We start from the raw sequence: 23,858 nt of genomic DNA, 5'->3' as shown, positions 1-23,858 counted from the left end.
ATACTGGGCGAAAATGACGGCGGTGAACATAACATCTCGTCGATAAACCCAGTCGTAACAAGGAATAATAATGAGCGATACGATGAAGATCTACCTGACCAACGATGCCCCAGCAGCCCATTGGGGCAGCGCCGATGTCACCTTTAGCCAAGGGCAAGCCCATATCCATCTGCAGGCGGGCGATCAGCTGCGCCAAGTACAGCAAGCGGCCCGAAAACTACGTGGCCAAGGGGTAGCGGCGGTGCAGTTGTGTGGCGACGACTGGGATCTCAATAGTCAGTGGGCGTTCGCGCAAGGGTTTGCCACCGCCAAAGGGGCGGGTGAGATCCTCTGGAGTGGCGATGCAACCATGCAAGCGGCGCTACATGATCGCCGTGATAGCGCTAGTTTTGCCCGCTATTTAATTAATGAAACCCCAGAAAACTTAGCACCAGTGACGCTAGCAACTGAAGCGGCTCAATGGTTAACCCAGGTAGGCGGCGATAAGGTGAGTTACCGCATCATCGAAGGTGAAGCACTTTTGCAACACAAGTGGATAGGTATTCATGCCGTGGGCCGGGGCAGTGAGCGCCCGCCCGCCTTACTTGAGCTGGACTTTAATCCCTTGGATGCCGATGCCCCAGTGTCGGCAGCATTAGTGGGTAAAGGGATCACCTTCGATTCAGGGGGCTACAGTATTAAAGCCTCAGAAGGGATGCTGGGCATGAAGTGCGATATGGGCGGCGCGGCCACGGTTACGGCAGCATTGGGGCTGGCGATTAAATCTGGGCTGAATAAGCGGGTAAAATTGTTTCTCTGCTGCGCCGAGAATTTGATCAGCGGTCACGCCTACAAGTTAGGCGATATTTTGACGTACAAAAATGGCGTCTCGGTAGAAGTGGTCAACACCGATGCCGAGGGGCGTTTGGTGCTGGCTGACGGCCTGCAAGCGGCCAGTGAAACCGGCGCGCCTCTAATTATCGATGCCGCCACGCTTACGGGCGCAGCGGTCATGGCGGTCGGCAGCAACTACAATGCGATTTTCTCCCCTAATAGTGATCTGTTGGCACAGACGCAAACTAAGGCATCGACAGTGGCGGAGCGAGTGTGGCCGCTACCGTTAGATCCCTGGCATAAAGAGATGTGTCCATCTGCCTATGCCGATACTGCTAACAGCCGTCCTATGAAAGGGGGGGGCGCTGGCGGTGCATCCAATGCGGCGGGTTTCTTGTGGCGATTTGTATCGCCAGAGGCCAAATGGTTGCATGTGGATTTGGCTGCGGCCTTTGCCGATAGCGCCAATGAGCTATGGGCGGCGGGCGCGACGACCCACGGCATGCTCACCATTGCAGCGTTATTAGAAGATTAATGTTCTGACTTGCTGATGAAATAACAACGCGCCCTATGGGCGCGTTTTTTTGTGCGCGTTTGTAGTCGTTAGGGTTGAGGCTCCACTAACGGCCATGATTGTATTATAGGGTAGTGCACGCCGGCGTTATCGCTCACCGACTGGTACAGATGCAGGGTATTGGCATTAAGTGTGATGGGCTCGACGGCCAGCGGGGTAAATTGTTTGGCTTTGCGAAACAAGGTGATGTGCGGCGTAAAGGGATGCTGTTGGTGATGCAGACCAAGGCTTGTGGCGACCTGTTGACACTCTTGTTGCAGCGCGGCTAAATGAGGGTCATCAAGCGGACCCACTAAGCACAGGGCTTTAGCTTTTTGCCATAAGGTGAGCGCATTCAGGCAGACGCTAAATGAGTGAAGTTTTTGCTGCGCACTTAACTGGTCGAGCTTATCAATTAATTGAGTGGTGGCCGCTGGGGGGACTTGGCCGAGAAAGGCCAAGGTCATATGCAGGTTGGCGCGAGGCACAGCTTGCCCATCGGTTAGCAGCTGTTGCTGCAGTGATGTTAATCGCTGAATGTCCTTAGGGGCCGGGCTTACGCCGATAAACAGTCTGCTGAGCATGATTTAGCTCCTTATGTATCAAAGAATCTTAATTCATCATCTTACCCAATACTGCTAGCCAATACATGGCACTGGTTTGAGCTGTGGTTTAACCATTGACGACCTGTCAATGCCAATGAAATACTCCAAGTTCAGCTGTCTTAAATTCTCTTTAAAATGCGGCTGTTCTTTTTTAAGCTCATGAATTTAAATTGTAATAGTTAATTTCATTTTCTGTGATGCAGATATGCAAAACAATGAAGTCGAGTCAGTTGTAACATATCGGTTTGTGCTACGGTAAGCCTATTGTTTATGGCTCGGAGTATATTGATGTTCAAACTATGTGTGCTTACTAAACGGTCATAAGGAAGCGACCTTACTATGTTACAAAGTCAATCTCAGTTGAGTCTCACATCGTCAGACCGACTGCTGCAGCTGGTTGCTACAGCCCTGTCGGATTATGATCTACTCGATGAATTAGATGCGGCGCTGTTGGAGCTTGCCCATATCACTGGCTGCAACGGCTTATTGCTGCTGCGACTCACTCCGGCCCGTTTGAGCGTGCAGATTGAGGCGATGCATCAAGATGATGACACCTTATTTAGCCAACGTGATGCGCAAAAACTGCTAAACCGAGTCGCGAATCGCCGCCGCTTGCACTCCTGTGCATCCCTTTCTCAGCCGACCATTATCCAAGATGTATCCAGTGAAATTGAACAGCGCGATAGCCTGCAGTTTATCGCATCGCGCCTGGGGAGTGTGTTGCTGATCCCCGTGCTGGGTAATCACTATATTTTTGTGGCTTATCGCTACCATAGTGATGGTCACTGGTGTGAATCGAGTCTCGATGCGCTCACTATGGCGGGCAATATGCTGGGTTATGCCAAAGAGGCGTGCCGCTTACACCAAGCGGTAAAGAGCAGTGAGCTCCAATGCCTTGAGCACTTGTACCGTATGCCGATCTGTTGCGTGCATGTTGGTATTGATAACCGGGTGATCCGCTTTAATCGTTGCGCCGCCAATGAGCTCAAGGTTGAGATGCTGCAAGATATCACCAGCCTAATATTGCCCCAAGAAGTTAGCCAATGTTATGCCACCCTAGCCTTGGTGCGCGATGGCTTATTAGCCCAGGCTAGTTGTGAACTGCAGATGAAAAATAGTCACTGTCAGGGCAAAGCGCAGGTGACCTTTCTCTCCTTATCGGCAGAAGATGGCACCTTGTTGATGATGGTCGAACCCATTGACGTGTCGCAGACGTTAGCCCCGCAACAGGAGGCAGTATTCAATTTTGATGGCCTGACGGGGTTACCCAATCGCGCCTATTTTGAAACCCTCTATATCGAGTCTGAGCCATGTGCGCCCAAGCGCAGTACTTTTGTTGCATTCATCAATCTCGACCGTTTTCAAGTGGTCAATAATGTCAGTGGCTACCAGGCTGGCGACAGACTGCTGTGCGAGGTGTCGTCCAGACTGACCCGCCTCGTGCGCAAAGGCGATGTGGTTGCGCGGCTCAGTGGAGATGAGTTTGGCATCTTTATGCCTAATATCGATCGCAACATTGCCGAGCAAGTGGCCGAGCGGATCTGTCAGGCGTTAAACCAACATGAGTTTAGCTGGGAAGGGCGCAAACACAGCATCAGTGTCAGTATTGGTTTGGCACAAAGCCAAGATGCTCAAGCGAACATTTCAGACTTACTTCGCAGTGCCAATGCGGCGTGCCGGGTCGTGAAAGAGAGTGGCCGTAACGGGTGGTATGTGTATGCCAGCGATGATCCTATGGTGGAACGTCTCAATACCGACATGAGCGCCTCGGTCGATATTATTGGCGCACTGGCCAACGACAGATTTGAGCTATATTACCAACCCATTGAGATGCTACAGGCAAACAATAGCGGTTTACATTTTGAAATATTGCTGCGCATGCGCTGTGAAAACGGTGAGCTGATGTCACCGGCTATCTTTTTACCCGCCGCCGAACGATTTAGCCTCGCCGCCAAAGTTGACCGCTGGGTGATCGACAATGTGCTGCGTTGGGGGGCGAACCATCTAGCCTTATGGCATGAATTATCTATGGTATCGGTTAACCTGTCGGCCCTCTCCATTGGCGATCGCGAGTTTATGCATTGGCTAGAGATGCGCTTGTTAGCCGAGCCTGAATTAGCCCGTAAACTCTGTTTTGAAATTACCGAAACCGCCGCGGTAAAGCAGCTCGATTTGGCTACCGAATTAATTAACCTACTCAAACCCATGGGCTGTAAATTGGCACTGGATGATTTCGGCTCAGGCTTTTCCAGTTTCGCCTACCTCAAATTACTCGATGTTGATTACGTTAAAATTGATGGCCAGTTTGTCCGTCATCTGTGTCAGGATAAAGCCGACCAAGCCATTGTGGCGGCCATATGCCAGTTGGGGCGCGACATGCAGTTTGAGGTGATCGCCGAATTTGTCGAGTCCATCGAGATAGGCAAGCATTTAGCCAAGCTGGGGGTCGATTATGGCCAAGGGTATGCCATTGGTAAGCCAACGCCCTTAATGAAGCTGACCTCAGGTGAAGCTCTGGGCTGGCACCGAGCGTTGCACTATGGTGACCTAGCCTGATCTTGGGCTAGTACATTTTGTTTTTTTGCCCATAACGGGTACACTTGCCGCAGTTTTTGCCGACAGATAGCCCCTTGTGAACTCACTACCCATTCAACATCTTTTTCCTGCCTTGCAAAGCGCATTGGCCAGCTCATCGCAGCTGATTTTACAAGCGCCCACGGGCGCGGGTAAGTCGACGGCCTTGCCGTTGGCACTGCTCGATTGGCCGCAAATTAGCGGTAAGATATTGATGTTAGAGCCAAGACGAATGGCGGCGCGTAATGTGGCCCATTTTATTGCCCAGCAGCGCGGTGAAACCATAGGCAATACCGTCGGCTTTCGGGTGCGCGGCGAATCTAAGGTGAGCACCAATACTCGGCTTGAGGTGGTGACCGAAGGGGTGCTCACTCGCATGATCCAGCAGGATCCTGAGCTGAGTGGCTATGAACTGATTATTTTTGATGAGATCCATGAGCGGCACCTCACCACAGATTTAGGCTTAGCCTTGGCGTTAGAGTTACAATCCTCGTTTCGTGACGATCTTAAGATCATGGCAATGTCGGCCACCTTAGCGGGTTTGCCATTGCATGAGTTGATGCCCAATGCGGTGACCCTCGAAAGTGAAGGGCGCAGCTACCCTGTGAGCATCGAATACCGCGCGGTGGGGGCTCAGCAAGAGTGGTTGGTGCATATGGCACAAGTGATAGTGACCGCCTTGCAGCAACACCCACAAGGATCGCTGCTGGCATTTTTACCCGGCCAAGGTGAAATTAATCGCTTAGCCCAGCAGCTGGCGACCCGCCTCGACTCTAAGGCGTATCATATCGCGCCGCTCTACGGCAGTTTGCCTGCAGCGCAGCAAGATAGCGCCATCGCTCCGGCTACGGATGGGCGGCGTAAAGTGGTGCTGTCGACCAATGTGGCCGAATCGAGTTTAACTATCGAGGGCATCACCGTGGTGGTGGATAGCGGTTATAAACGCCAAGCCAGTTTTAATCCTAAGACTGGCGTGACTCGGCTGTCATTAAAGCGGATCAGCCAGTCGTCATCGGCCCAGCGCGCCGGTCGTGCTGGGCGATTGTGCCCCGGTCATTGTATTCGGCTATGGGGCCAAGAGGAGCAAGGGCGCTTGCTGCAAGCCGATGAACCTGAAATCGTACTCGGCGATTTGACCTCCATGGTGCTCGACGGTGCTTATTGGGGGGTGAGTGCGTTAACGCAATTGCCATTACTCAGCCCGCCATCGGCTGCCAATGAAGCGGTCGCTTGGTCGCTATTAACACAACTGCAGCTGGTGGATGAAAAACGTAAAATCACCGCTCATGGCCGCGCCGCGTATCAGTTAGGTTGCCATCCGCGTTTGGCGCATATGTTGTTAACAGCGCAGCAGTGGCAGCAGGCCAATAGCGGTACACCTTTGCTGGCCTTAGCGGCAGTGCTGGCGGGCGTGATTGAGTCACGCAGCCGCGCTCGTCGCGGCGCCGATATCAGTGGCTATCTGGGCGATGCGCGTCATGGTGAGAGTGCGCAGTTAGCCCGCAGTTATTTGGCGCGTATTGATGGGCAAGGGCGGGGGAAAGTGGATCTTGCTCAGGCCATCAGCCAGGCTCATCCCGATGATATTAGCGTGTTGCTGGCCTTGGCGTTTCCAGACCGAATCGCCAAAGCCAGAGGCGTTAGCGGCTATCAATTAGCCGCAGGCGTTGGGGTGACGCTCAATACTGATGACAGCCTCAGTGGTGCGCCTTGGCTGGTGGTGGCCGATTTTCAAGAGTCACAAGGCCAAAGTAGTGGCCGGGTATATCTGGCCAGCCGGCTCGATCCTGCCAGCTTTAACGACAGCCTAAAGTCGCTCGTCACAGAGCATATTGATTGTGGCTGGGATGATAACCAAGCGCGCTTTTATGCACTTCGCCAGCGCCGAGTTGGGGCGATTGTGGTTGAGCAGCAGCCGATAGCGCAGTTGGACGCGGCGCAGATTAAACAGGCCATTTATGGTTTAATCCGCGCCAAAGGGCTAGCAGTGCTTAACTTGGATGCCAAAGTCACTCAGCTGCGTCAGCGGGTGGCCTTGGCACGCCAGTATCAGCTTGCTGGCGACTGGCCCGCGATGGATGATGAGGCATTGTTAGCCGACTTACCCACTTGGCTAGGGCCTTATCTGGATAATGTGCGCCGCTTGACGCAGCTGCAAGCGCTCGACTTTTATAGCCTGTTGCATAACCTCTTACCTTGGGAGCTGCAGCAAACCTTGGCGCAGCACTTACCGACACACTGGCCCATGGCTACGGGCACCCGTGCCAATATAGAATATGAGCCGTCGGGGCGCGCGCTACTGAGCGTACGTCTACAAGAGGCGCTAGGCATGGCGCAAAGCCCGACCTTGGCGCAAGGTAAATTGGTGGTGACCATGGCGTTGTTATCACCTGCTCAGCGGCCGTTGGCGCTGACTGCCGATTTAGCCAATTTTTGGGCTGGCCCCTATCTTGAGGTGAAAAAAGAGATGAAGGGGCGTTACCCTAAGCACCTGTGGCCTGACGATCCGGCCAATACGGTGCCGACCAAATTCACCAAGAAAAAAACATTAAGTAACGGTTAATGACCCACCGTTAGCTATTTTTTATGGGATTAAGATGACAAGCAAAGAGACACCCAAGAAACCGCGCGCCGCCAAGCCTGCTCGATCTTCGACCAAGGCGAGCCCCAAAACTAAGGCGCGCAATACGTCAAAGTCAGCCCCGCGCACCACGTCCGGTTGGGGACGAAAAATCTGGTCCATCGTGTGGAAGCTATCCTTGGCACTGCTGGCGGCGTTGATTATTTACAGTATCTATTTAGATCAAATTATCGCGCGTAAATTTGAAGGGCAAAAATGGCATCTGCCAGCGCAGGTGTTTAGTCGCTCTATGGCGATCTACCCTGGGGCGGCGGTGAGCCATAGCCAATTGATCGCCGAGCTCAAGTTACTCGGTTACCGCAAGGTGGCTAATCCGCGCCAGGTGGGGGAGTTTTCCGCCTCTAGCACGCGGGTCGATCTGTGGCGCCGGCCTTTCCTGCACCCACAAGGCTCGCAGGCCGAGCAGCGAGTGATGATAACGTTTGATAGCCTAGGGGTCGAATCGGTCGCGCGTCAAAGCGATAATCGTCAACTGGCGGTGTTCCACCTTGAACCTGTGTTACTGGACAGAATGATCGCCGGAGACGGCGAAGATCGCCTCTTTGTTGATGCAGAGCAGATGCCTAAGGCGATTGTCGATGCGTTAATTTTGGTGGAAGATCGCAGTTTTTATGAGCACCACGGCGTCAATCCCTTTGCGATTGTACGTGCCGCATTAGTTAACCTGAGCGCGGGACGCACGGTACAAGGCGGCTCGACCTTAACCCAGCAGCTGGCGAAAAATTTCTTTCTGTCAAGCGAGCGCTCAATTGTGCGTAAGCTGCGCGAGGCGTTAATGGCGATCATTATCGACTTTCGGTATGACAAGGATGAGATCTTAGAAGCCTACCTTAACGAAGTGTATATGGGGCAAGATAAGGCCCGAGCCGTGCATGGCATGGGGCTGGCGTCGCAGTTCTATTTTGGTCGGCCCATCGCCGAGCTGACTCTGCCGCAGCAAGCCTTTTTAGTGGCGGTGATCAAAGGGCCATCTTATTACAATCCGTGGCGCTATCCTGAGCGGGCGCAAGCTCGGCGCGATCTGGTGCTGCGGCTGTTGATGGAGGCGCAGCAGTTGTCTGTGGCGCAATATAAGGTCGCGGTCGACTCGCCGCTGGGATTACGCCAGTTTGATAAATCGGTGCAACAAAAGTTACCGGCATTTTTTGCCGTGGTGCGCCATGAGTTGAGCGAGCGTTATGGCGATGCTCTGTTGCAGCAATCGGGCATTAAGGTGTACACCACGTTAGATCCTATGGCGCAAGAAGCCGCCGAAACGGCGGTGGAGTCGACCATGAAGCAGCTGGCTAAACGCGACAAAGCCTTGCAAGTGGGCATGGTGGTCACCGATAAGTATTCGGCAGGTATTGCTGCCATGGTAGGTGATAAAGTGCCAAGTTATTATGGCTTTAACCGTGCGGTCGAGATACGTCGCCCCATAGGCTCATTGATTAAGCCTTTCGTATACGCCAGCGCCTTGACTCAAGCTGATAAGTACACCTTGGCGACGCCGTTAAAAGATGAGCCGATCACCCTAACAAACCAGCATGGCCAAACCTGGTCACCGCAAAACGTCGATAAACAGTTTTCGGGTCAGGTGCCTTTGTTAACGGCTTTTAAAAAGTCGATGAATGTGCCCACGGTTAACTTGGGTATGGCTATCGGTACCGATGCGGTGGCCACCACCTTAGATAAGGCGGGCTGGCCAGATAAAATATCTGAGTATCCCTCAATGTTATTGGGCGCGGTTAATGGCTCGCCCTTGATGGTGGCGCAGGTGTATCAAACCTTGGCCGATAATGGGCGTTACCGTCAGCTCAGTGCGGTGACCCATGTGCTCGATATGGACAATCAGGCCTTAGCGGGCAGCCCCATTAAGACCCATCAAGCTATCCCGGTGGCCAGCGATTTCTTGGTGCAACACGCCATGACACAAGTGGTGCAGTCGGGGACGGCCAGCCGCTTAGGGCGTGCATTTCCTGGGGTGACACTGGCGGGTAAAACCGGTACCAGTAATGATTCTCGTGACTCTTGGTTTGCCGGTTTCGATGAGCGAAATGTCGCCTCTGTTTGGGTTGGGCGTGACGATAATGGTAAAACTGGACTCTATGGCAGCAGCGGTGCTATGGCGGTGTATCAGGAGTTTTTACGCCAGCGTGCGCCCATCAGTTTAAGGCGCACCCCCGTTGAGGGCGTGGTACAAGGCTATTTCGATCGTGATACCGGGGTGGCACAAGAGGCCGATTGCGCCAATGTGGTTGGCTTACCTGCGCTGCGTGAGAGTTATCGCCCCATACGTAACTGTGGTCAGCCCTTGTCTTGGTGGCAAAAATTGACTGGCAGATAAGGGTTACAGCGTGTATCGATGATAAAAAAGGAGGACTCGCGTCCTCCTTTTTTATGGGCCTTACTCTTGTATGGGCATGAGCTGCATGGCACGCGGCAAATATTAGCGAATGGCGTGGGTGATAAAGGTGTTCACGGCGCTGTTTGCCACCGGATTTTTATAGGCGGGGGTAATGTACTTTGGCGCCGATAAAATGCCTTTTGCAATTAAACGCGACAACATGGGCAGATAAGCCAATGAGGTTTTGCCCATCAATAGGTGATTAAACTGCGGCTCATTTTCATAGGCGTTTAAGATCATGCTAAAGCCTTTGAGATAGAGGTGATCTTTGGTATAGCCGCCGCCTCGATACACTCGCGCGGTAATGGTGTAAGCCAAGTTGGGCTCGACACCGTAATCTTCTTTAAGCATTAAGAAGGTGGTGCGAAAGTTTTTATCTTCGATCATCGACCGCACCGCAATCACTCTGAGCGCCAAGGTTTTTAAGCGCTTAACGCTAAGATTGCCTGACAGGTATTCGCTTAAAATCGCCAAGCCTTCCTGAGTCATGGTATTGAGTGGACAGCCCAGCGACAAAATTTTCAGTGGCTGATGTTTACCATTGAGGGAGGTGACTAAATGCACCCCTAACTCATGATGCGCTAAGGCTCGTGCATCGGTTTTACTCAAGCGGGCATGGCTGTTAATGCGCACTGTGGTGCCAGACACTAAGGCGTTGGCTACCATGGTCTCGTCAAACTGCAGCTGCCATTGGTAGTCTTCTTGCTGCGCCATCTGTTGCAACAACTCGCCGATTGCCTGCGCGTCGAGCTGCGGCTCATCGCCATCTTGTTGAAGATCGGGCAGATGCAAAATGAACTGGGCATTGCGCAAGTCTTTTTCGCTGGGCTCGCCATAGTAACGCAGCGAGTCATACAAAAACTCACTGCTGCCGATAGATTTAAACTGATCGATTTTATCCACATACGAGTCAACAATGTCCAGATATAAGGTGTAGATATCGGGATCATCGAGTGACTCTAATGGCAGGTTAAACAGATCGCGTTTGAGTTTAAACGGATCGATTGAGGTGTCGGCGTAGATAAAGCGAGGCTCAATGGAGAAGTGGTTATCAAAGAAGGCCTGTTTTTGTTGCAGGTAGTTAAGCGGCTTAACGGCTTCTAAAATATCAATATCTTTAACAAGCTGATGCAACTGAGTGTCGATAGCCGACAGGGTAGGCGCCACATTAGACATAGAATGTTCAATCTCATAAAGAGGGTGATAGATGCCGATAATCGGCATCGCCTAGACCTAGAGTGCAGGCCAAGAGGGTCCAATTGCCGTGCAGAATTTGTCTGCCGCTAAAGCTAACTCAGCTTAGGGATTTTAGCTACCAAATCATGAGCGAAAAATGAAAGATTATTGGTGCATTAGTGCGAGCGATGTGACTGACGTTTTTTGGGTTTGGCTTGTTGCCAGAGGTAAAGGCCCGAGAGGGTCATAAAAATTAAGCTAAGTGCCACCAAATCCATTAACCATGGCCCAGATATACCAATAATGCGACCACTGTGGATATCGAGCAGTACCCTCTCCCAAGAGAGGTGGCTGGCGCGGGCGCGCAGTGTGAGGGTCTCAATGAGATTGTGGCTCTGTGCTGTATTAAGGGTGTTTGACCAAGCCAGGGGCTGCGTTGGCGTCGCCGATTGCCATGAGATAAGCTCGGCATCAGCCACAAATTGACCGTGACTGCTGTTAAGCCATAGTTGGCTATGTTCTGTACCTGGGGAGATAGCCAAGGCAGATAGATTGGCAGGCAAGCCCGTTGCGCTGCCTTGTTTTTCTAACAGCTCACCCTGCATTGATACTAGGTAGAGAGTATCGCTATCGATGGCGACGAGCATGCCTTGGTATGCAAGGGCGCTGATAATGGGGCCGTTAGCTTCTAACACTTGTTCACCTGCGAGCCATAAGAGGTTATCGGTACTGGCAAGTGATGGCGAGAGTGAAAAAACCTCGCTGTTTGATGGCGCTTTTATGCCGTAATGATCGAGTAGCCACTGTTGTTCAACCCCGTGCTTGTCGAGTGAGAGTTGATGGCTATGGTTGATTAATATGCCAGTTAATGACACTAAGATAACCAGTAGCGCGCTAACACAGCCTAAGCGTCGATGCCAAGGACGACAAAATTTGACTAACCGGTGAAGTCTTGAGGTGTGGCGGCGCTTAGGGGGCTTATGAGTCATTAAGGAGTATCTTTATCTAACTTAGCGGTAAATGGCTATAGGTGATGTCATTGAGGCAGCATAATACACAATGGCGCTACAAAAATATCGCTGTAAATGAGCTCGGGGCCTACGATTTGCCAGATGCATGTCAAATTAGCTGTTGATCTTGCTATCGAGATACAGGGCGATACGGGATAATTTAGTTAATGCCCTGACCGATAGGGTTGCGCCAGTAATACCATCGATATGACGGTCAAGTTGATGATCTGCATTGAGCGTGGCTTGGGTAAATTGATTCGTAAAAAAGTCGTGCCTTACTTCGTCACCGCGACTTTCACGGTATACCAACACCTTTGTTTTGGCGATAGCCTGCTGCTTAATATGGATACCCACAGTAATGGGAGACTCTTTGCCTATTTCATCTAAAATCCAGACTGTTTCATCGGCTTGCTGCCAGTAGCGTACCCGCATTTTATTGTATCTGTGGGCTAAGATCTGCTCGATAACCTGTTTATCGTCATCTTGTAACCAATAGACTTTTGCTTTTGGCGTCGGTGTATTAAGGGCTTGGCTGATAAATTCATCATTACTTTGGTAGACACTATTCGCTAGTACGCCATGGCTTGCCGTCAGTAATAGCGCGGTAAATAGTAGTGTGACGATAATGCGAAAAGTGATCATGTGGTGCCCTGATGTAACATCGCTTATGACAAATGTCTTACTCGCTGAGCTCAGCAAGTGACGACCTTAATGGAAAGCGGTGCGCAAACCCAGCATGCGCACCGTTTTATGACGTAGGTGTAGCTTAGAACTGGTAGCCAACGCCTAAGTTAAAGCCGTCAGCGTCTTTAGCGCCGCCCACTTTTTCATAGTCAGCCTTGAATACCACGTTCTCGTGTAACCAATAGTTCACACCGATATTGGTTTGGGTGATTTCAGTATCATCACCGTTACCCGCATTGTTGTCCCATGCATTGTAGCGAGCAAACACACCAAAGCTTTCGTTGATACGGTATGAAGGCTCGATGTAGTAACCCTTCTGCTCGTCACGTCCTAGTAGTTTGGCTTCTTGTCCGTCAATATCCCACTGAGCGTACAGTGCTTTAACGGTGAATTTGTCGATGCTGTAGATCGCATGAGCGGTAAGCAAAGTGGCTGATGCTGTATCGACATCCGCTTTACCTTGGGTTAGATCGGATTGATATTGCACCGTCGCCGCCAGTTCAAGACCAGGAATAGCGGTGTATTTCACGCGACCCGTATAAGCCAGATCTTCTGCTTTGGCTTTCGACACCTTTTGGCGTCCACCACGGATCTTATAGTCGTCACCCACATTAAGGCCCGAAGTCACGGCTGCATCAAATGCGAGGCCCGGTGCGGCTTTAATGTTGAGATTTAGACCCGCTTCCCACCACGTGGCGGGTAAAATGTCTTTTTCTACCGGATTGCGCTCAACACCGTAGAAGGCTGGTGGCTCATGGGTTTCGTTGATGATACCAACAGGCATCAAGAATAAACCCGCTTTACCCGTAAGCGCGTCACTGAAATCGTGTTCGATATAGGCTTGCTCTAGCTCAACTTCACCCTTTTGGCCGTCACCTGAGATAGAGTGCTCCACTTCTAGCTCAGAGAAAAAGCGAGTGCTTGCATTAAATTCATGGCCGACAAACAGTACGAAGCGGTGAAAGTCGAACTCTTTTTTATCTTTGCCCGACTGATTGTCAGTGATGTTGTTGTAATGCAGCTCACCGTAACCCCCAATGGTGGTCGCGCTTTTAGCTGAGCTTGATTCTTCAACGACATCAGCAGTTTGCTCTACACGCTTTTCTGTCTGCTCTAAGCGGCTTTCTAATTCTTGTAGCACTTTTTGTTGCTGCTCGATAATCTTGCGTAGCTCTTGAGTGTCCTGCGATGCATTAGCACCTTGGCTTGCAAAAATACCAAATAAGGTTGCTGCGATTAGTGTTTTCTTCATCATCATTTTCCCAGTTGTTGTATTGGGGTTGTTTTAATGCGGGCAATTTTACATATCAATCATGATAATGCAAATAGTTATCATTAAGATTTTGGTCCGAGTCAATAAATTACGCACTCGAAAAGGCTGACGCAAAGCATTTTTTTAAATAGGGGGTATTTATTTTTATTTAATAACAGTCGGTTAGTTTGTTTGAGAGCTTCGGTGTTGACTCGTGTTTATCACCGCTCAAGTCATCGGGTGAGTGTTTTTTGTAAACAGGTATATACTAGCGCCCCCCATTTTGGATAACCCTGATTGAACGAGCCCATATGTTTCTAAGCCCTTATTTTAAAAAAGAACAGCAAAGTGTTTCAGTATCGGCCCAGCAAGCCAGTGATTTTGCCAAAGAGGTCGCACAAGACTTTAACCCCATCCATGATGTGGCAGCCAAACGCTTTTGCGTGCCTGGCGATCTCTTGTTTGCCTTAGTACTTGGTCAATATGGCTTGAGCCAAAAGATGCGTTTTCAGTTCGAAGGCATGGTGGGCGATGGGGTGTCCTTGGTGTTTCCACCTCAGGTGGGCGAGCGTTTTGCTATTCGTGACCATAAAGATAAACAATATCTAAGCGTCGAGCGTAGCGGCGACAGCACCTTGTGTGATGTGCAAACCGAATCTTTTATTCGCAGCTATGTGGCCTTCTCAGGGCTGAACTTTACCCATGTATTAGTGCCGTTAATGCGCGAGCAAGGGGTGATGATCAATCCCGCTCGTCCATTAGTGATCTACGAAAGCATGGCCTTTGACTTAGTCACATTGGACTTTAACCATATTGAACTGTCGCTGGTGGAGCAAACCTTAGTGATAGACGGTAAGCGCGGCGATGTTACCCTTAAATTTGAGCTGCGCTGCGGTGATAAGTTAGTGGGCACCGGCGTTAAAACTTTAGTGCTGAGTGGCCTGCGCGCCATTGAAGAGCAAGATATGGACGCCATGGTGGCGCGTTATGAAGCGCGGCGCATCGATTACCAAGGTGCTTAACGGTTAAGTAACCCGCTTTAGCTTTATATTAAGGGCTCGCCAAGTGCGAGCTTTTTTGTGGGCGCGGTTAAGTCGTCTCACTGCATCTTATTGACGCATTATTAAGCTGGTTTTGCGATGTAAGCGTGCTTTTTAAACGTCCAAAAGCGCCTCGAGCGCCGCTCGATTGCCAAGCCTGTCGCTTTGATTTACTTTAGTGACCATTAGATTGTTGCTGCCTGCCGTTACGCCTTGGCGTGGGGAGGTTTTTATGCGCGCTATGACCGCCCTAGCGCCGTTTGCATTAAGGAAAAAGATGCCTAGTTTGAATCGAATAGTGCTGATAAACACGCACCTACCTGGCGTTGTTGAACTCGCCCTCGACGGACACACCAATATTTGTGGGACCAACGCCTCGGGTAAAACCACCTTGCAGCGTTTGGTGCCAGTATTTTATGGCGAATATCCGAGCCGAGTCGTGCCCTCAACCCGTGATAGTTTCGAGCGTTGGTATCTGCCGCACGATTCCAGTTACATCATCTATGAATATGTGCGTGACGATGGCCTTTACAGCCAAGCAGTGCTGGCATCGGCGGGTGATGGCAAAGGGGTTAATTACCGTTTTATCGCCAAAGCATTTGAACTGGCAGACTATGTGAAGTCCCAGCAAGGCGACTCGATTTTGTGCCACAACATGGCAGAGCTGGGCCGCGAGATGAAACGCAGCGGCGTGTCGGTGAGTAATTTACTCAACACCCGAGAATATCGCGCCATCATACAAAACGATCGCACCTTATTGAGCACGGGCAGTAACCGCAGTGAGCTGCGCGCCTATGCGCGGCAGTTTTCCTTATGTCAGCAGGAACACTCGCTGCGCCATATCGAAAAACTGGCCAAAGCGGTGCACTCGAAAGAAGGCAAGATGGAGACCATCAAATCGATGATCGCCGCCATCTTAGAGGAAGATGGGGTCAATCCGCCCAGCTCGCGCCTCAATCCACAGCGCGTGGAAGCCTGGATCCGTGAAAGCCAGTTGATCCAAGGATTTGAGCAGATCCGCCCCGAGTACGACAAGCTCGAACAGGAGTTTAATCAGTTACTCAGCGCCGAGCAGCGCCTGAGCGGCCTTAAGCGTGGTTACAGTAAAGATGAAACCGCCGAGGTTGAGCGCCAAGAGCTTAATCAGCAACGCTCCAAGGCGTTAGGGGAGCAGCTGCGCCAACTCGACGAGGAGTGGCGCGAGCAGCGCGACGAGCTCAATCAAGACTTGTCCGCCGCCAAGGGCGATGTGACTAAGTTTGAAGCCGAGCTAGACGCAATCGAAGATCAGCACGGTGCCTTTCTCGATGCCGATATAGAGCAGGCTAAATTGGATCTCGACCAGCTGCCAAGCTGGCGCGCCAGTTTAGATAACTTAACCGAGCGCCATAAGCTGCAAACCGAAAAACACCAAGATGTCGAGGCGGCTTACAATGCCCGTCGCAGTAAAATTGGTGACAACCTTAACCGCGAATTAGAGCAGCTCGATAAAGAGCAAGATAAGCATCGCGAAGCCCGCGACAAGCAGCAAGAGCAGGGCCGTAACGAGTTAGCGGCACTAGAGCAACAATGGCGCGAGCAGCTGGAAGCGGGGCGCGCGAAACACAGCGAACAAGCCTATCAGTTAAAGCTCTCGGCCGCCGAGTTGACCATGCAGGTTAACAATGTCACCTACAGCGAAGCGGAAAAGCTCAGCTTGGCCGTGTTCGATGAGCGGATCGCCCAAGCTGACGAAGAACAAGAGGTGTGCAATGCCAAGGTCGAACGCCTAAGCAGCCATGAGCGCAAGCTCAGAGCCAAACGCGATCAAGCCAACGAAGCCCTGCGCCAAGCGGGACTGAGGGTCATTGAGCGTCAAACTGCCCTCGACGAGTTGCACCATGTGTTGTTTCCCCAATCTCACACCCTGCTTGAATACCTGCGCAAAGAGGTCAACGGGTGGGAAGCCAATATTGGTAAGCTGATTAACCCTGAGTTACTGCATCGCAGCGACTTACACCCAACCATAACCGAGCCGCAAGAGAGCTTTTGTGGTATCGCTCTAGATCTTAAAGCCATTGATATTCCTGACTATGCCGCGTCAGAGCAGGAGCTGCGTAGCCGCTACAGTGAGGCCGAAGAGACCTTGGCGGCGGCCAAGGCGCTGCAAACCGAGGCCGAAGCGCATCTGGTGGCGTGTAACGCCGAACTCGATGAGCTCAACCGGGAGCTGACCTTTGCCAAGACTGCCTATAAGAATAGCCGTGACGATCTGCGTCGCCTGTTTGATGATAAACGCAGCGAGCAAGAGAAAATCAATCAAGCGTTGAGCGGCCGTAAAGCCGAGGCACAAAAACGCCTTAGCCGTATCGACAGCGAGATTAAGCAGCTCAATGCCCGGCATCAAGAGTGGATAGCGGCGCAAAAAGAGCTAGAGCTCGAAGCCCGCATGGAGAAAAACGCCTACTGGCAAGAGGTGGTCGGCGTTTTAGACAACCAGTTAGCCCAGGTGAAAAACAATATCGCCCAGCGCCGTCAAGACGCCAAAGCAGAGCAAAAAGCCTGTGAGCAGTGGTACAAAGATGAGCTTAAATCTCGCGGCGTCGATGAAGGCAAAATTGTTAAGCTCAAGCAGGAGATACGTCAGCTTGAAAGTGACATCAGCAAAGCCGAACAGCGTCGCAGTGAAGTGCTGCGCTTCGATGACTGGTACCAGCACACCTGGTTGTCACGTAAGCCTAAGCTGCAAACTGAGCTGAGTAAGGTCAAGATGGCGGTCGCTGAGCTAGAGCAGCAGTTGACTCGCAAAGCCAACGAGATCAAGCAGCGACGTCAGGAGCTCGACAGCCAGCGTAAGCAATCGGATGCGATTCAAGTGGAAGCGTCTGAAAACCTCACTAAATTGCGCAGCGTGATGCGTAAACTGGCCGAGCTAAAATTGCCCGCAAGCAATGATGAACTGCAAGGCAGCTTGGCTGAGCGCCTGCGTCAAGGTGAAGATCAGTTACTGCGCCGCGATCAATTGCTGGGATCGGTGAAGCAATATATTGAACATTTTGATTCGGTGATCGCCAGTAAGTCCGGGTCGAGTCTGTCGGAGATCTGGGATCGTGCGCGCGAAGAGTCGAGCTTTATTAACGATAAAGGCATTCGCCTACTCGATTATCGTAAGCTCGTGCCACAACTTGAGCAGCTGCTCAATGTGATGGTGCCCCAAGCCGTGATGGGCCTGCGTGAGCAAGGGCGTAATTTTGGTATCGATTTGACCGCCTTTTACGATGTGTTAGCCGATATCGACCGCCGTATTGCCTCGCAAAGTGCGCGTATTACCCGCGAAGTGGGTGAAGAGCTGTTCCTCGATGGGGTGAGCGAGTCGGCGGTGCGTATCCGCTCGCGCATCAGCGAGCTGGAGTTTTGGCCAGAGCTTGAGGTGTTTGTTAAGGCGTTCCGTCAATGGAAAGCCGACGGCTTTGCCGAATTGCCCGACGAGCACTACACCAACAGCATGCGCCGCGCCTTAGACATTATTGGCCGCGCGGCATTAACGGGTGGCATCGCCAAGTTATTAGAGATTGAGCTGCGCCTAAAAGAGGGTAACAGCGACCTCATCATCCGCACCGACCGACAGCTTAATGAGTCGTCGAGCCATGGTATGGCCTACCTGATTTTATGTAAGTTCTTGCTGGCTTTTACCCGCTTACTGCGTGGCCGTGCCGATGTGACCATCCATTGGCCTATCGATGAGTTAGGCACCTTACACCACGGTAACGTGAAAAAGATTTTTGATGCCTGTGAAAACAACAATATCAGCGTGTTAGGGGCATTTCCTAACCCTGAGTCAGAGGTGCTAAATCTATTTGTTAACCGCTATATCATCAATAAACAGACCAAGAAATTACAGGTCGTGAAGCCGCAATTAAATCCTATTGCCGACAAGTTAAGCCAGCGTTTTGCCAAGGAGACGGGATAAATGAGTAATAGCACACAAACCGTATTAGTCGGCCAAGGCGCATTGATTGAAAGTTTGCTGCGCGGTGAATTTATCTGCCGCACCAGTAACGAAGAAGCGTGGCGTGCGTTAAAGTCATCGACAACCCGCGACAGTGTCGAGCAGTACCTTAACCGCATTAACCGTACAGTGGCATCGGCCGGTGAAGGCGAGGTGTTTTTCTGTGGTTACTTGCAGCTCGGTGACACTGAGCGCAAGGTGATATCGTCTCAGTTTCGCGATATCTGTAATGCATTGATCCCTTTGGTCGAATGGCTGGTGCTGGTGCAAGAAGCCAGTGGTCAAGATGCGCCGCTTTGCGAAGGGGCGGCGGTGCGTTTAAGCGAACTGCAGATGCGCATCGAAGATACCCCCGCGTTTCGTGAGCAGCTGGCTAAGATCAGCCACTACCGTTTATTTGGCTCTAGCAGTACTCAGGTGGATGCACAAATTAAGTTGGTATTTAAACGCTTGGTGGAGCTGGGGTATCTGCTGCGTCCTAACGTGGAAAAGCAGATCTACATCGCCACGGGTAAACTAGATTATCTCTATGAAGTTATTCGTTTTATCGACGAGACTGAAGGCTTAAGCCTTGAAGCTCAGGCCGAAACTGCCACCCAAAGGGACTTAATCTGATATGAGTAGTAACTTACACCAATCCGGGGTAACGCTACTTAAGCTACTGGGGCGGCATAGCGAACTTATCATGGACGTGTACCTATCGGGCTCAGTGGCCGAAGGGGGCGATAACGCGGCAGCAATCGATAAGCTACGTAAAGCCGAGATCCTGTGGCGACCAGAACCCGGGCAAGATTTACGCCTCAAACGGTCAGTGCGCGCGCTATTAGAAGAGACTTTAAGTGATGAGCGTAATCGGCAAATCGATGCCAATGTCGGCTCGGGTCTTGCCACCATCAAAACCTTGGCGAGCCACTATAAAGAGGCGCGCCATGCGGTAGATTATAGCGCCAGTGAAGCCTATTTAGCCGATCTGAGTGAGCACGTTTACAGCTTTGCCGAAGGGTTGCGTTATTCGATACGGGTATTGTGGAGCCGGATTAATAATGAGTTTGGTTATGTCGGCACCATCAATGCCAAAATTCGTGAAAACGAATTGGCCCAAAGCCAAGTCAGTGAGCTGCTCAATGGCTTAGAGATGTTCCAATTTAGCGAGCTTGGCGAGCTGGCCGGTGATATTCGTGAGCTGCGTAAATTGCTGGTCACCACCTTGCAAGAAACCTTGAGTGATTGCACCCAAGAACTCAGTGTGGTGCAGGGGCGGTTATTGGAGTTGCTTGGACGTTTTAGGCAGATCCAAGGGCGTACACGCTTACTTAAGGGCTGGTTGTTATACACAGATCAACATCCCGATTATCAGGTGGCAGATCATGTCAGCCACAAGCAGTTGCCAGTTCTGTTTAATCGCGCCGAAGCACTCTTAGCCCCCGCAGCGGTTGATGTGAGTAATACCGGCTATGAGGCTGAGCTGTTACAGCTGGTGGCGCAAGTGAAAGCCATTAGCCGTGTCGAGCGTGACACCTTAGTGCGCGAGCATGATGTGGCGTTTGCCTTGGTTGATGCTGAAGATTTTGAAATTGCCGCTAACCCCCTCAAGTTGGCGGTCGATGATTATTTTTGTGCGGTGATCGACTCAGGCTTAAGGCAATCGGCATTGCAATACCATCAACAGCAAACGCTGGAGTGGGATCCTGAGAGCTGGCTGTATCAGGTGATCTGCGGTTACGAAGGATTGCCAGAAGAGCACAGACGCTATTTTGAATTAGAGCCCATTGGTGAGCCGCACCCCACTTACAGTGGTAACTTTATTATTCGTGATGTGGAGCTTTGGTTGGCCTAGCCTGCTGAGGATAACGCCTTGGGTCTAAGCCGCTATTGACCAAAAAAGTTATAACCTTTAAGTAAAGTAATCGTCCTTAAAACCATTAAATCAAGTGTTTACACTTTGATTTAATGGTTTTTTTATTGCTTATTATCAGCACGGGGCGGCGCTTTTTTCAGCGACGTTGGCTAGTGTATTTCACTAGTGACGCTGTGCTAGTAGTGGTTTAGTTTGCCTGGTGTTGCTTTTGTAGATATATACGCCTTTTCGGTTTTATTTTTTAGTGGTAAAAACTGGTGTTGCCAGTTGTAAATCAAGTGGTTAGGTTTATTTTTATGGGTCAATGTAAAAGTTTGGGTTGCGCGTGTCGGTGCTGAGTCTCTATATCTCTTTGTTAATATTGGGCTAAGTATTTATATTTTATCTTGTTATGCGCTTGTTGTTTTTGAGGTTTTTTTCCAAGCCCATTGAAAAGCTTGCTAGCATGATCCACTATCTCTGCACAAGCAGGGGAGTACCCGCCTCACATCTTAATCTCCATCGATGAGATACACAGATAAAAGCGTGCAGTAGATACGCTAAATTTAATAGGCAAACAGATGACAAAATCACTTTCTACCCGCATCTTTATCGGGCTCTTTTCGGGTGTCATACTCGGCACTATTTTGCAATACGGTTTGGCTGATGCCAGCCAATTAACCGCATGGGTGGTCAACATCGCCAGCGGTGTCGGTACCATGTTTGTCAATATGATCATGTTGATGGTTGTGCCTTTGGTGTTTGTCAGCATTGTTTGTGGTGTACTGGAGCTAGACGACCTGAAGAGTTTTGGCCGCCTCGGTGGTAAAACCTTTGGGTTTTATATTATTAATACGCTGCTCGCCATCTCTACTGCACTGGCGGTGGCCTTGATTGTTGAGCCCGGTGCCGGCATCGATATGACCTCAGGCACTGAGGCTGTGATAGCCACGACTGAGCTGCCTAACTTGATGCAACTGATTGTCGATATCGTCCCCAGTAATCCCGTTAGCGCGTTTTCCTCGGGCAATATGCTACAGGTGATCTTTATGGCGCTATTAGTCGGTGGGGTGATTAAGTCGATGGGCGATGGCGTTCCCTTGTTAAACCAAGGGTTTCAAGAGGGCAACAAGTTGATGATGAAGCTGATTAGCGTCGTGATGAAGCTGGCACCTTATGGGGTGTTTGCCTTGATGCTGAAGTTAGGCGCCACGTTAGAGGCCAGCTTATTTGTCAGCGTGATGGAATATATGGTGGTGATCATTACCCTGCTCTTGATCTGGATTTTTGCCGTCTATCCTATTGCCGTTAGTCTGTTTACCTCGGTGTCGGCCAAGGCGTTTCGGGCTAAGACACAAGAGCAAATTTTGTTTTCCTTATCTACCGCAAGCTCTAATGCCACCATTCCGGTGACCATGCGCACCTTAACAGAAAAGCTGGGGGTTAAGCCCGCAGTCGCTGGTTTTGGCGTGCCCCTGGGGGCGACCATGAATATGACCGGTGTGTCGATTTATGTCACCATTGCGATTTTCTTTGTCGCTAATGCCTTTGGTGCCCCCATCATGATGGAGCAGTTGCCATCATTGTTATTCAGTATCTTTTTGTTATCGGTCGGCGCTGGCGGTGTACCTGGTGGTGGCATGGTGATGATTGGCGTGTTGATCCATCAGATGGGATTACCACTCGAAGCCTTTGTGATAGTAGCGGCGCTCGACAGGGTGATCGATATGGTGTTGACCTCGTGCAATGTAGTGGGTGATGCGGCGGTGTTAACCATAGTCGATGCCACAGAGAAAGAACATCAAGCCGAGGAGCTTAAGGCGCAAGAGGCGCAGCTCAAGCCTGCTTAAGTCAGTCCGCTTAAGTCGCGATACATCATCATGAGTGGTGCCAAGCCACTCATGATGATGGAGACTTAATGGCCTTTTAAGCGCCGACTGAGGGCGCTTTGGCTAATGCCCAGTAACTGCGCCGCCGCGGTTTGATTATTGGCGGTGCGGCTCATGGCTTCATCAATTAACGCCTGATTCATCTGGGCTAAACTAGGCAACACCTTAGGAAAAACCAGCGTATCTAATGGCGCTTGTGTCAGCGATTTATGCTCGTTAATCGCCTCCATAAAGGGGGAGATATTCAGCGCGACGCCATCACTGCGGCTGACCGCATCAAATACCATCCCCTTAAGTTCATGCAAATTGCCCGGAAAGTTGTAATTCGCCAGTTTAGCGGCCAAGTCGGCCGGTTGTTGCGGCATTGGCAGCGCCATTTCACTGGCCGCCTGAGCAATAAAGTGGTTGATCAGCATCGAAATATCCAGCGGCCTGTTGGCCAGTGGCGGCAGCTTGATTTTATGGGCGCGTAAACGATACAGCAGATCGCTACGAAATTGCCCAGCTTGGTGTAATTTCAGTAAATCATCTTGGGTCGAGGCGACAAACTTGCATCGCACCGGATAGGCACTGTCGCTGCCCAATGGATAATATTGCTTGGTTTCAAGCAGATCCAATAAGGTGATTTGTGCCGCCAGTGGCAGGGCGCCCACCTCGTTAAGGTAGAGTACGCCATCGCCCACTTGATGCAGCAAACCGGCTACGGCATCGATTTGGCCATCGCTATTGTGGTGCAGTTGACCACACATCTTTTGAGCGAATACCTCACCGCTGATCCCCGCCAGATTAATGGTTAAAAATGGCGCTTGTGGGCTGTAGAGGCTGTGGCAGGCGCGGGCAAATTCACACTTGCCGGTACCGCTTTGACCAAAGATAAGTAAAGGCTCAGGACTAAACGCGACCGCCTCTAAATAGCGAAATTGATCGAGCATCTGCGGCTCGCAGGTCAAAATATTATTAAACGCCTGTGGATTGTCTAAGGTGCGACTTAAGAAACGCTCTTTAATGTGCAGGTAGTTACGCTCCAGCCCCACCACTTCTAGCGCGCGGCGCACCGATTGAGCCAACTCTTCCACCTTATCGGTTTTGATAAAGTAATCGTAAGCGCCATTTTTAATGCAGCGCACCGCAGTATCGACCTCATTGACGCCGGTGACGATGATCACCCGGGTGTTAGGAAACTCGCTGCGGATCATCGCCAGTAGCGTTTCGCCACAATCGAAAGGCATGGTTAAGTCCAGTAAGACTAAGGCGTAATCGCCCACCTGTAGGCGATTGATCACCTGACGACTATCGACACAGGTGTCGATTTCAGCTTCGGGCACTAAGCGGTTAAGGGTGACGGCTAAGGTGCGTAGCCATGAGGCTTCATCGTCGACTAAGAGTATGTTTCTGGCCAATTTCATGGGG

The 23,858-nt window shown here is 51.0% G+C and carries 16 protein-coding genes; 9 read left to right on the top strand and 7 right to left on the bottom strand.

All coding sequences use genetic code 11. The annotated features are described in order from the left end of the window. Nucleotides 1–70: 70 nt before the first annotated feature. Complete coding sequence (gene pepB, locus AC5YBZ_RS14720) at nt 71–1,348, top strand: aminopeptidase PepB (RefSeq protein WP_494520885.1); 1,278 nt, start codon at nt 71–73, stop codon at nt 1,346–1,348. A gap of 68 nt (nt 1,349–1,416) precedes the next feature. Here the strand turns inward: pepB and thpR are convergent, their stop codons facing one another. Further along, nucleotides 1,417–1,950 carry an RNA 2',3'-cyclic phosphodiesterase gene (thpR, locus tag AC5YBZ_RS14715; RefSeq protein WP_494520886.1) on the bottom strand — a complete coding sequence of 178 codons (534 nt, stop codon included), beginning with the start codon at nt 1,948–1,950 and terminating at the stop codon, nt 1,417–1,419. Between the two features lie 360 nt (nt 1,951–2,310). Here thpR and AC5YBZ_RS14710 point away from each other — a divergent pair, with 360 nt between their 5' ends. Together AC5YBZ_RS14710 and hrpB are read left to right on the top strand one after the other, a co-directional pair. Continuing rightward, a complete protein-coding gene (locus AC5YBZ_RS14710) occupies nt 2,311–4,527 on the top strand; it encodes a putative bifunctional diguanylate cyclase/phosphodiesterase (RefSeq protein WP_494520887.1) in 2,217 nt (738 codons plus the stop codon). Nucleotides 4,528–4,603: 76 nt separating this feature from the next. Further along, the gene (hrpB, locus tag AC5YBZ_RS14705; protein WP_494523937.1) at nt 4,604–7,108 is read left to right on the top strand and encodes an ATP-dependent helicase HrpB; all 2,505 of its coding nucleotides are present in this window, start codon (nt 4,604–4,606) and stop codon (nt 7,106–7,108) included. A 21-nt stretch (nt 7,109–7,129) separates the two neighbouring features. On the opposite strand, the gene AC5YBZ_RS14700 is transcribed toward hrpB, so the two are convergent. Next, on the bottom strand, nt 7,130–7,288 hold the full coding sequence (locus AC5YBZ_RS14700) for a hypothetical protein (RefSeq protein WP_494520889.1): 159 nt from the start codon (nt 7,286–7,288) through the stop codon (nt 7,130–7,132). Nucleotide 7,289: 1 nt separating this feature from the next. Here AC5YBZ_RS14700 and mrcB point away from each other — a divergent pair, with 1 nt between their 5' ends. Then, nucleotides 7,290–9,512 (top strand): penicillin-binding protein 1B, encoded by a 2,223-nt coding sequence (gene mrcB / locus AC5YBZ_RS14695; RefSeq protein ID WP_494520890.1) that lies wholly within the window; start codon nt 7,290–7,292, stop codon nt 9,510–9,512. 102 nt (nt 9,513–9,614) lie between these two features. Here mrcB and AC5YBZ_RS14690 read toward each other — a convergent pair whose 3' ends face one another. From AC5YBZ_RS14690 to AC5YBZ_RS14675, 4 genes are all read right to left on the bottom strand, one after another. Further along, nucleotides 9,615–10,796: a flavohemoglobin expression-modulating QEGLA motif protein gene (locus AC5YBZ_RS14690; protein WP_494520891.1), complete on the bottom strand. Its 1,182-nt coding sequence runs from the start codon at nt 10,794–10,796 to the stop codon at nt 9,615–9,617. A 128-nt stretch (nt 10,797–10,924) separates the two neighbouring features. Next, nucleotides 10,925–11,737 carry a PepSY-associated TM helix domain-containing protein gene (locus AC5YBZ_RS14685; protein WP_494543119.1) on the bottom strand — a complete coding sequence of 271 codons (813 nt, stop codon included), beginning with the start codon at nt 11,735–11,737 and terminating at the stop codon, nt 10,925–10,927. A gap of 135 nt (nt 11,738–11,872) precedes the next feature. Further along, nucleotides 11,873–12,400 (bottom strand): FMN-binding protein, encoded by a 528-nt coding sequence (locus AC5YBZ_RS14680; protein WP_494520893.1) that lies wholly within the window; start codon nt 12,398–12,400, stop codon nt 11,873–11,875. Between the two features lie 124 nt (nt 12,401–12,524). Next, nucleotides 12,525–13,700, bottom strand: coding sequence for a porin (locus tag AC5YBZ_RS14675; protein WP_494543118.1), 1,176 nt, complete (start codon nt 13,698–13,700; stop codon nt 12,525–12,527). Nucleotides 13,701–14,005: 305 nt separating this feature from the next. Between AC5YBZ_RS14675 and AC5YBZ_RS14670 the strand changes: the two genes are divergently transcribed. The 5 genes from AC5YBZ_RS14670 (at nt 14,006) to AC5YBZ_RS14650 (ending at nt 22,409) form a co-directional block, all read left to right on the top strand. Beyond that, nucleotides 14,006–14,716, top strand: coding sequence for a DUF3581 domain-containing protein (locus tag AC5YBZ_RS14670; protein WP_475514874.1), 711 nt, complete (start codon nt 14,006–14,008; stop codon nt 14,714–14,716). Between the two features lie 295 nt (nt 14,717–15,011). Beyond that, nucleotides 15,012–18,683 carry an ATP-binding protein gene (locus tag AC5YBZ_RS14665; protein WP_475517046.1) on the top strand — a complete coding sequence of 1,224 codons (3,672 nt, stop codon included), beginning with the start codon at nt 15,012–15,014 and terminating at the stop codon, nt 18,681–18,683. Further along, complete coding sequence (locus AC5YBZ_RS14660; protein ID WP_475514873.1) at nt 18,684–19,337, top strand: hypothetical protein; 654 nt, start codon at nt 18,684–18,686, stop codon at nt 19,335–19,337. Nucleotide 19,338: 1 nt separating this feature from the next. Continuing rightward, nucleotides 19,339–20,559 (top strand): phosphoenolpyruvate carboxylase, encoded by a 1,221-nt coding sequence (locus tag AC5YBZ_RS14655; protein ID WP_475514872.1) that lies wholly within the window; start codon nt 19,339–19,341, stop codon nt 20,557–20,559. Between the two features lie 581 nt (nt 20,560–21,140). Further along, nucleotides 21,141–22,409 carry a dicarboxylate/amino acid:cation symporter gene (locus AC5YBZ_RS14650; protein WP_494520895.1) on the top strand — a complete coding sequence of 423 codons (1,269 nt, stop codon included), beginning with the start codon at nt 21,141–21,143 and terminating at the stop codon, nt 22,407–22,409. 65 nt (nt 22,410–22,474) lie between these two features. Here AC5YBZ_RS14650 and AC5YBZ_RS14645 read toward each other — a convergent pair whose 3' ends face one another. Further along, entirely contained in the window at nt 22,475–23,854 is a 1,380-nt protein-coding gene (locus AC5YBZ_RS14645) for a sigma-54-dependent transcriptional regulator (protein ID WP_494520896.1), read from the bottom strand. Between the last annotated feature and the right edge of the window lie 4 nt (nt 23,855–23,858).

This window comes from Shewanella sp. 553 (genome assembly GCF_059338375.1).
Note: the sequence above shows the minus strand (reverse complement) of the source record. Positions and strands in the feature narration are given on the sequence as shown.

Excerpts from the sequence above, each read along its gene's own strand:
- thpR (WP_494520886.1), bottom strand. The coding sequence starts at position 1,950 with ATGCTCAGCAGACTGTTTATCGGCGTAAGCCCGGCCCCTAAGGACATT.
- AC5YBZ_RS14690 (WP_494520891.1), bottom strand. The coding sequence starts at position 10,796 with ATGCCGATTATCGGCATCTATCACCCTCTTTATGAGATTGAACATTCT.
- AC5YBZ_RS14645 (WP_494520896.1), bottom strand. The coding sequence starts at position 23,854 with ATGAAATTGGCCAGAAACATACTCTTAGTCGACGATGAAGCCTCATGG.
- AC5YBZ_RS14670 (WP_475514874.1), top strand. The coding sequence starts at position 14,006 with ATGTTTCTAAGCCCTTATTTTAAAAAAGAACAGCAAAGTGTTTCAGTA.
- AC5YBZ_RS14665 (WP_475517046.1), top strand. The coding sequence starts at position 15,012 with ATGCCTAGTTTGAATCGAATAGTGCTGATAAACACGCACCTACCTGGC.
- AC5YBZ_RS14710 (WP_494520887.1), top strand. The coding sequence starts at position 2,311 with ATGTTACAAAGTCAATCTCAGTTGAGTCTCACATCGTCAGACCGACTG.
- AC5YBZ_RS14680 (WP_494520893.1), bottom strand. The coding sequence starts at position 12,400 with ATGATCACTTTTCGCATTATCGTCACACTACTATTTACCGCGCTATTA.
- AC5YBZ_RS14650 (WP_494520895.1), top strand. The coding sequence starts at position 21,141 with ATGACAAAATCACTTTCTACCCGCATCTTTATCGGGCTCTTTTCGGGT.
- AC5YBZ_RS14685 (WP_494543119.1), bottom strand. The coding sequence starts at position 11,737 with ATGACTCATAAGCCCCCTAAGCGCCGCCACACCTCAAGACTTCACCGG.
- pepB (WP_494520885.1), top strand. The coding sequence starts at position 71 with ATGAGCGATACGATGAAGATCTACCTGACCAACGATGCCCCAGCAGCC.
- AC5YBZ_RS14655 (WP_475514872.1), top strand. The coding sequence starts at position 19,339 with ATGAGTAGTAACTTACACCAATCCGGGGTAACGCTACTTAAGCTACTG.
- AC5YBZ_RS14660 (WP_475514873.1), top strand. The coding sequence starts at position 18,684 with ATGAGTAATAGCACACAAACCGTATTAGTCGGCCAAGGCGCATTGATT.
- AC5YBZ_RS14700 (WP_494520889.1), bottom strand. The coding sequence starts at position 7,288 with ATGGACCAGATTTTTCGTCCCCAACCGGACGTGGTGCGCGGGGCTGAC.
- AC5YBZ_RS14675 (WP_494543118.1), bottom strand. The coding sequence starts at position 13,700 with ATGATGATGAAGAAAACACTAATCGCAGCAACCTTATTTGGTATTTTT.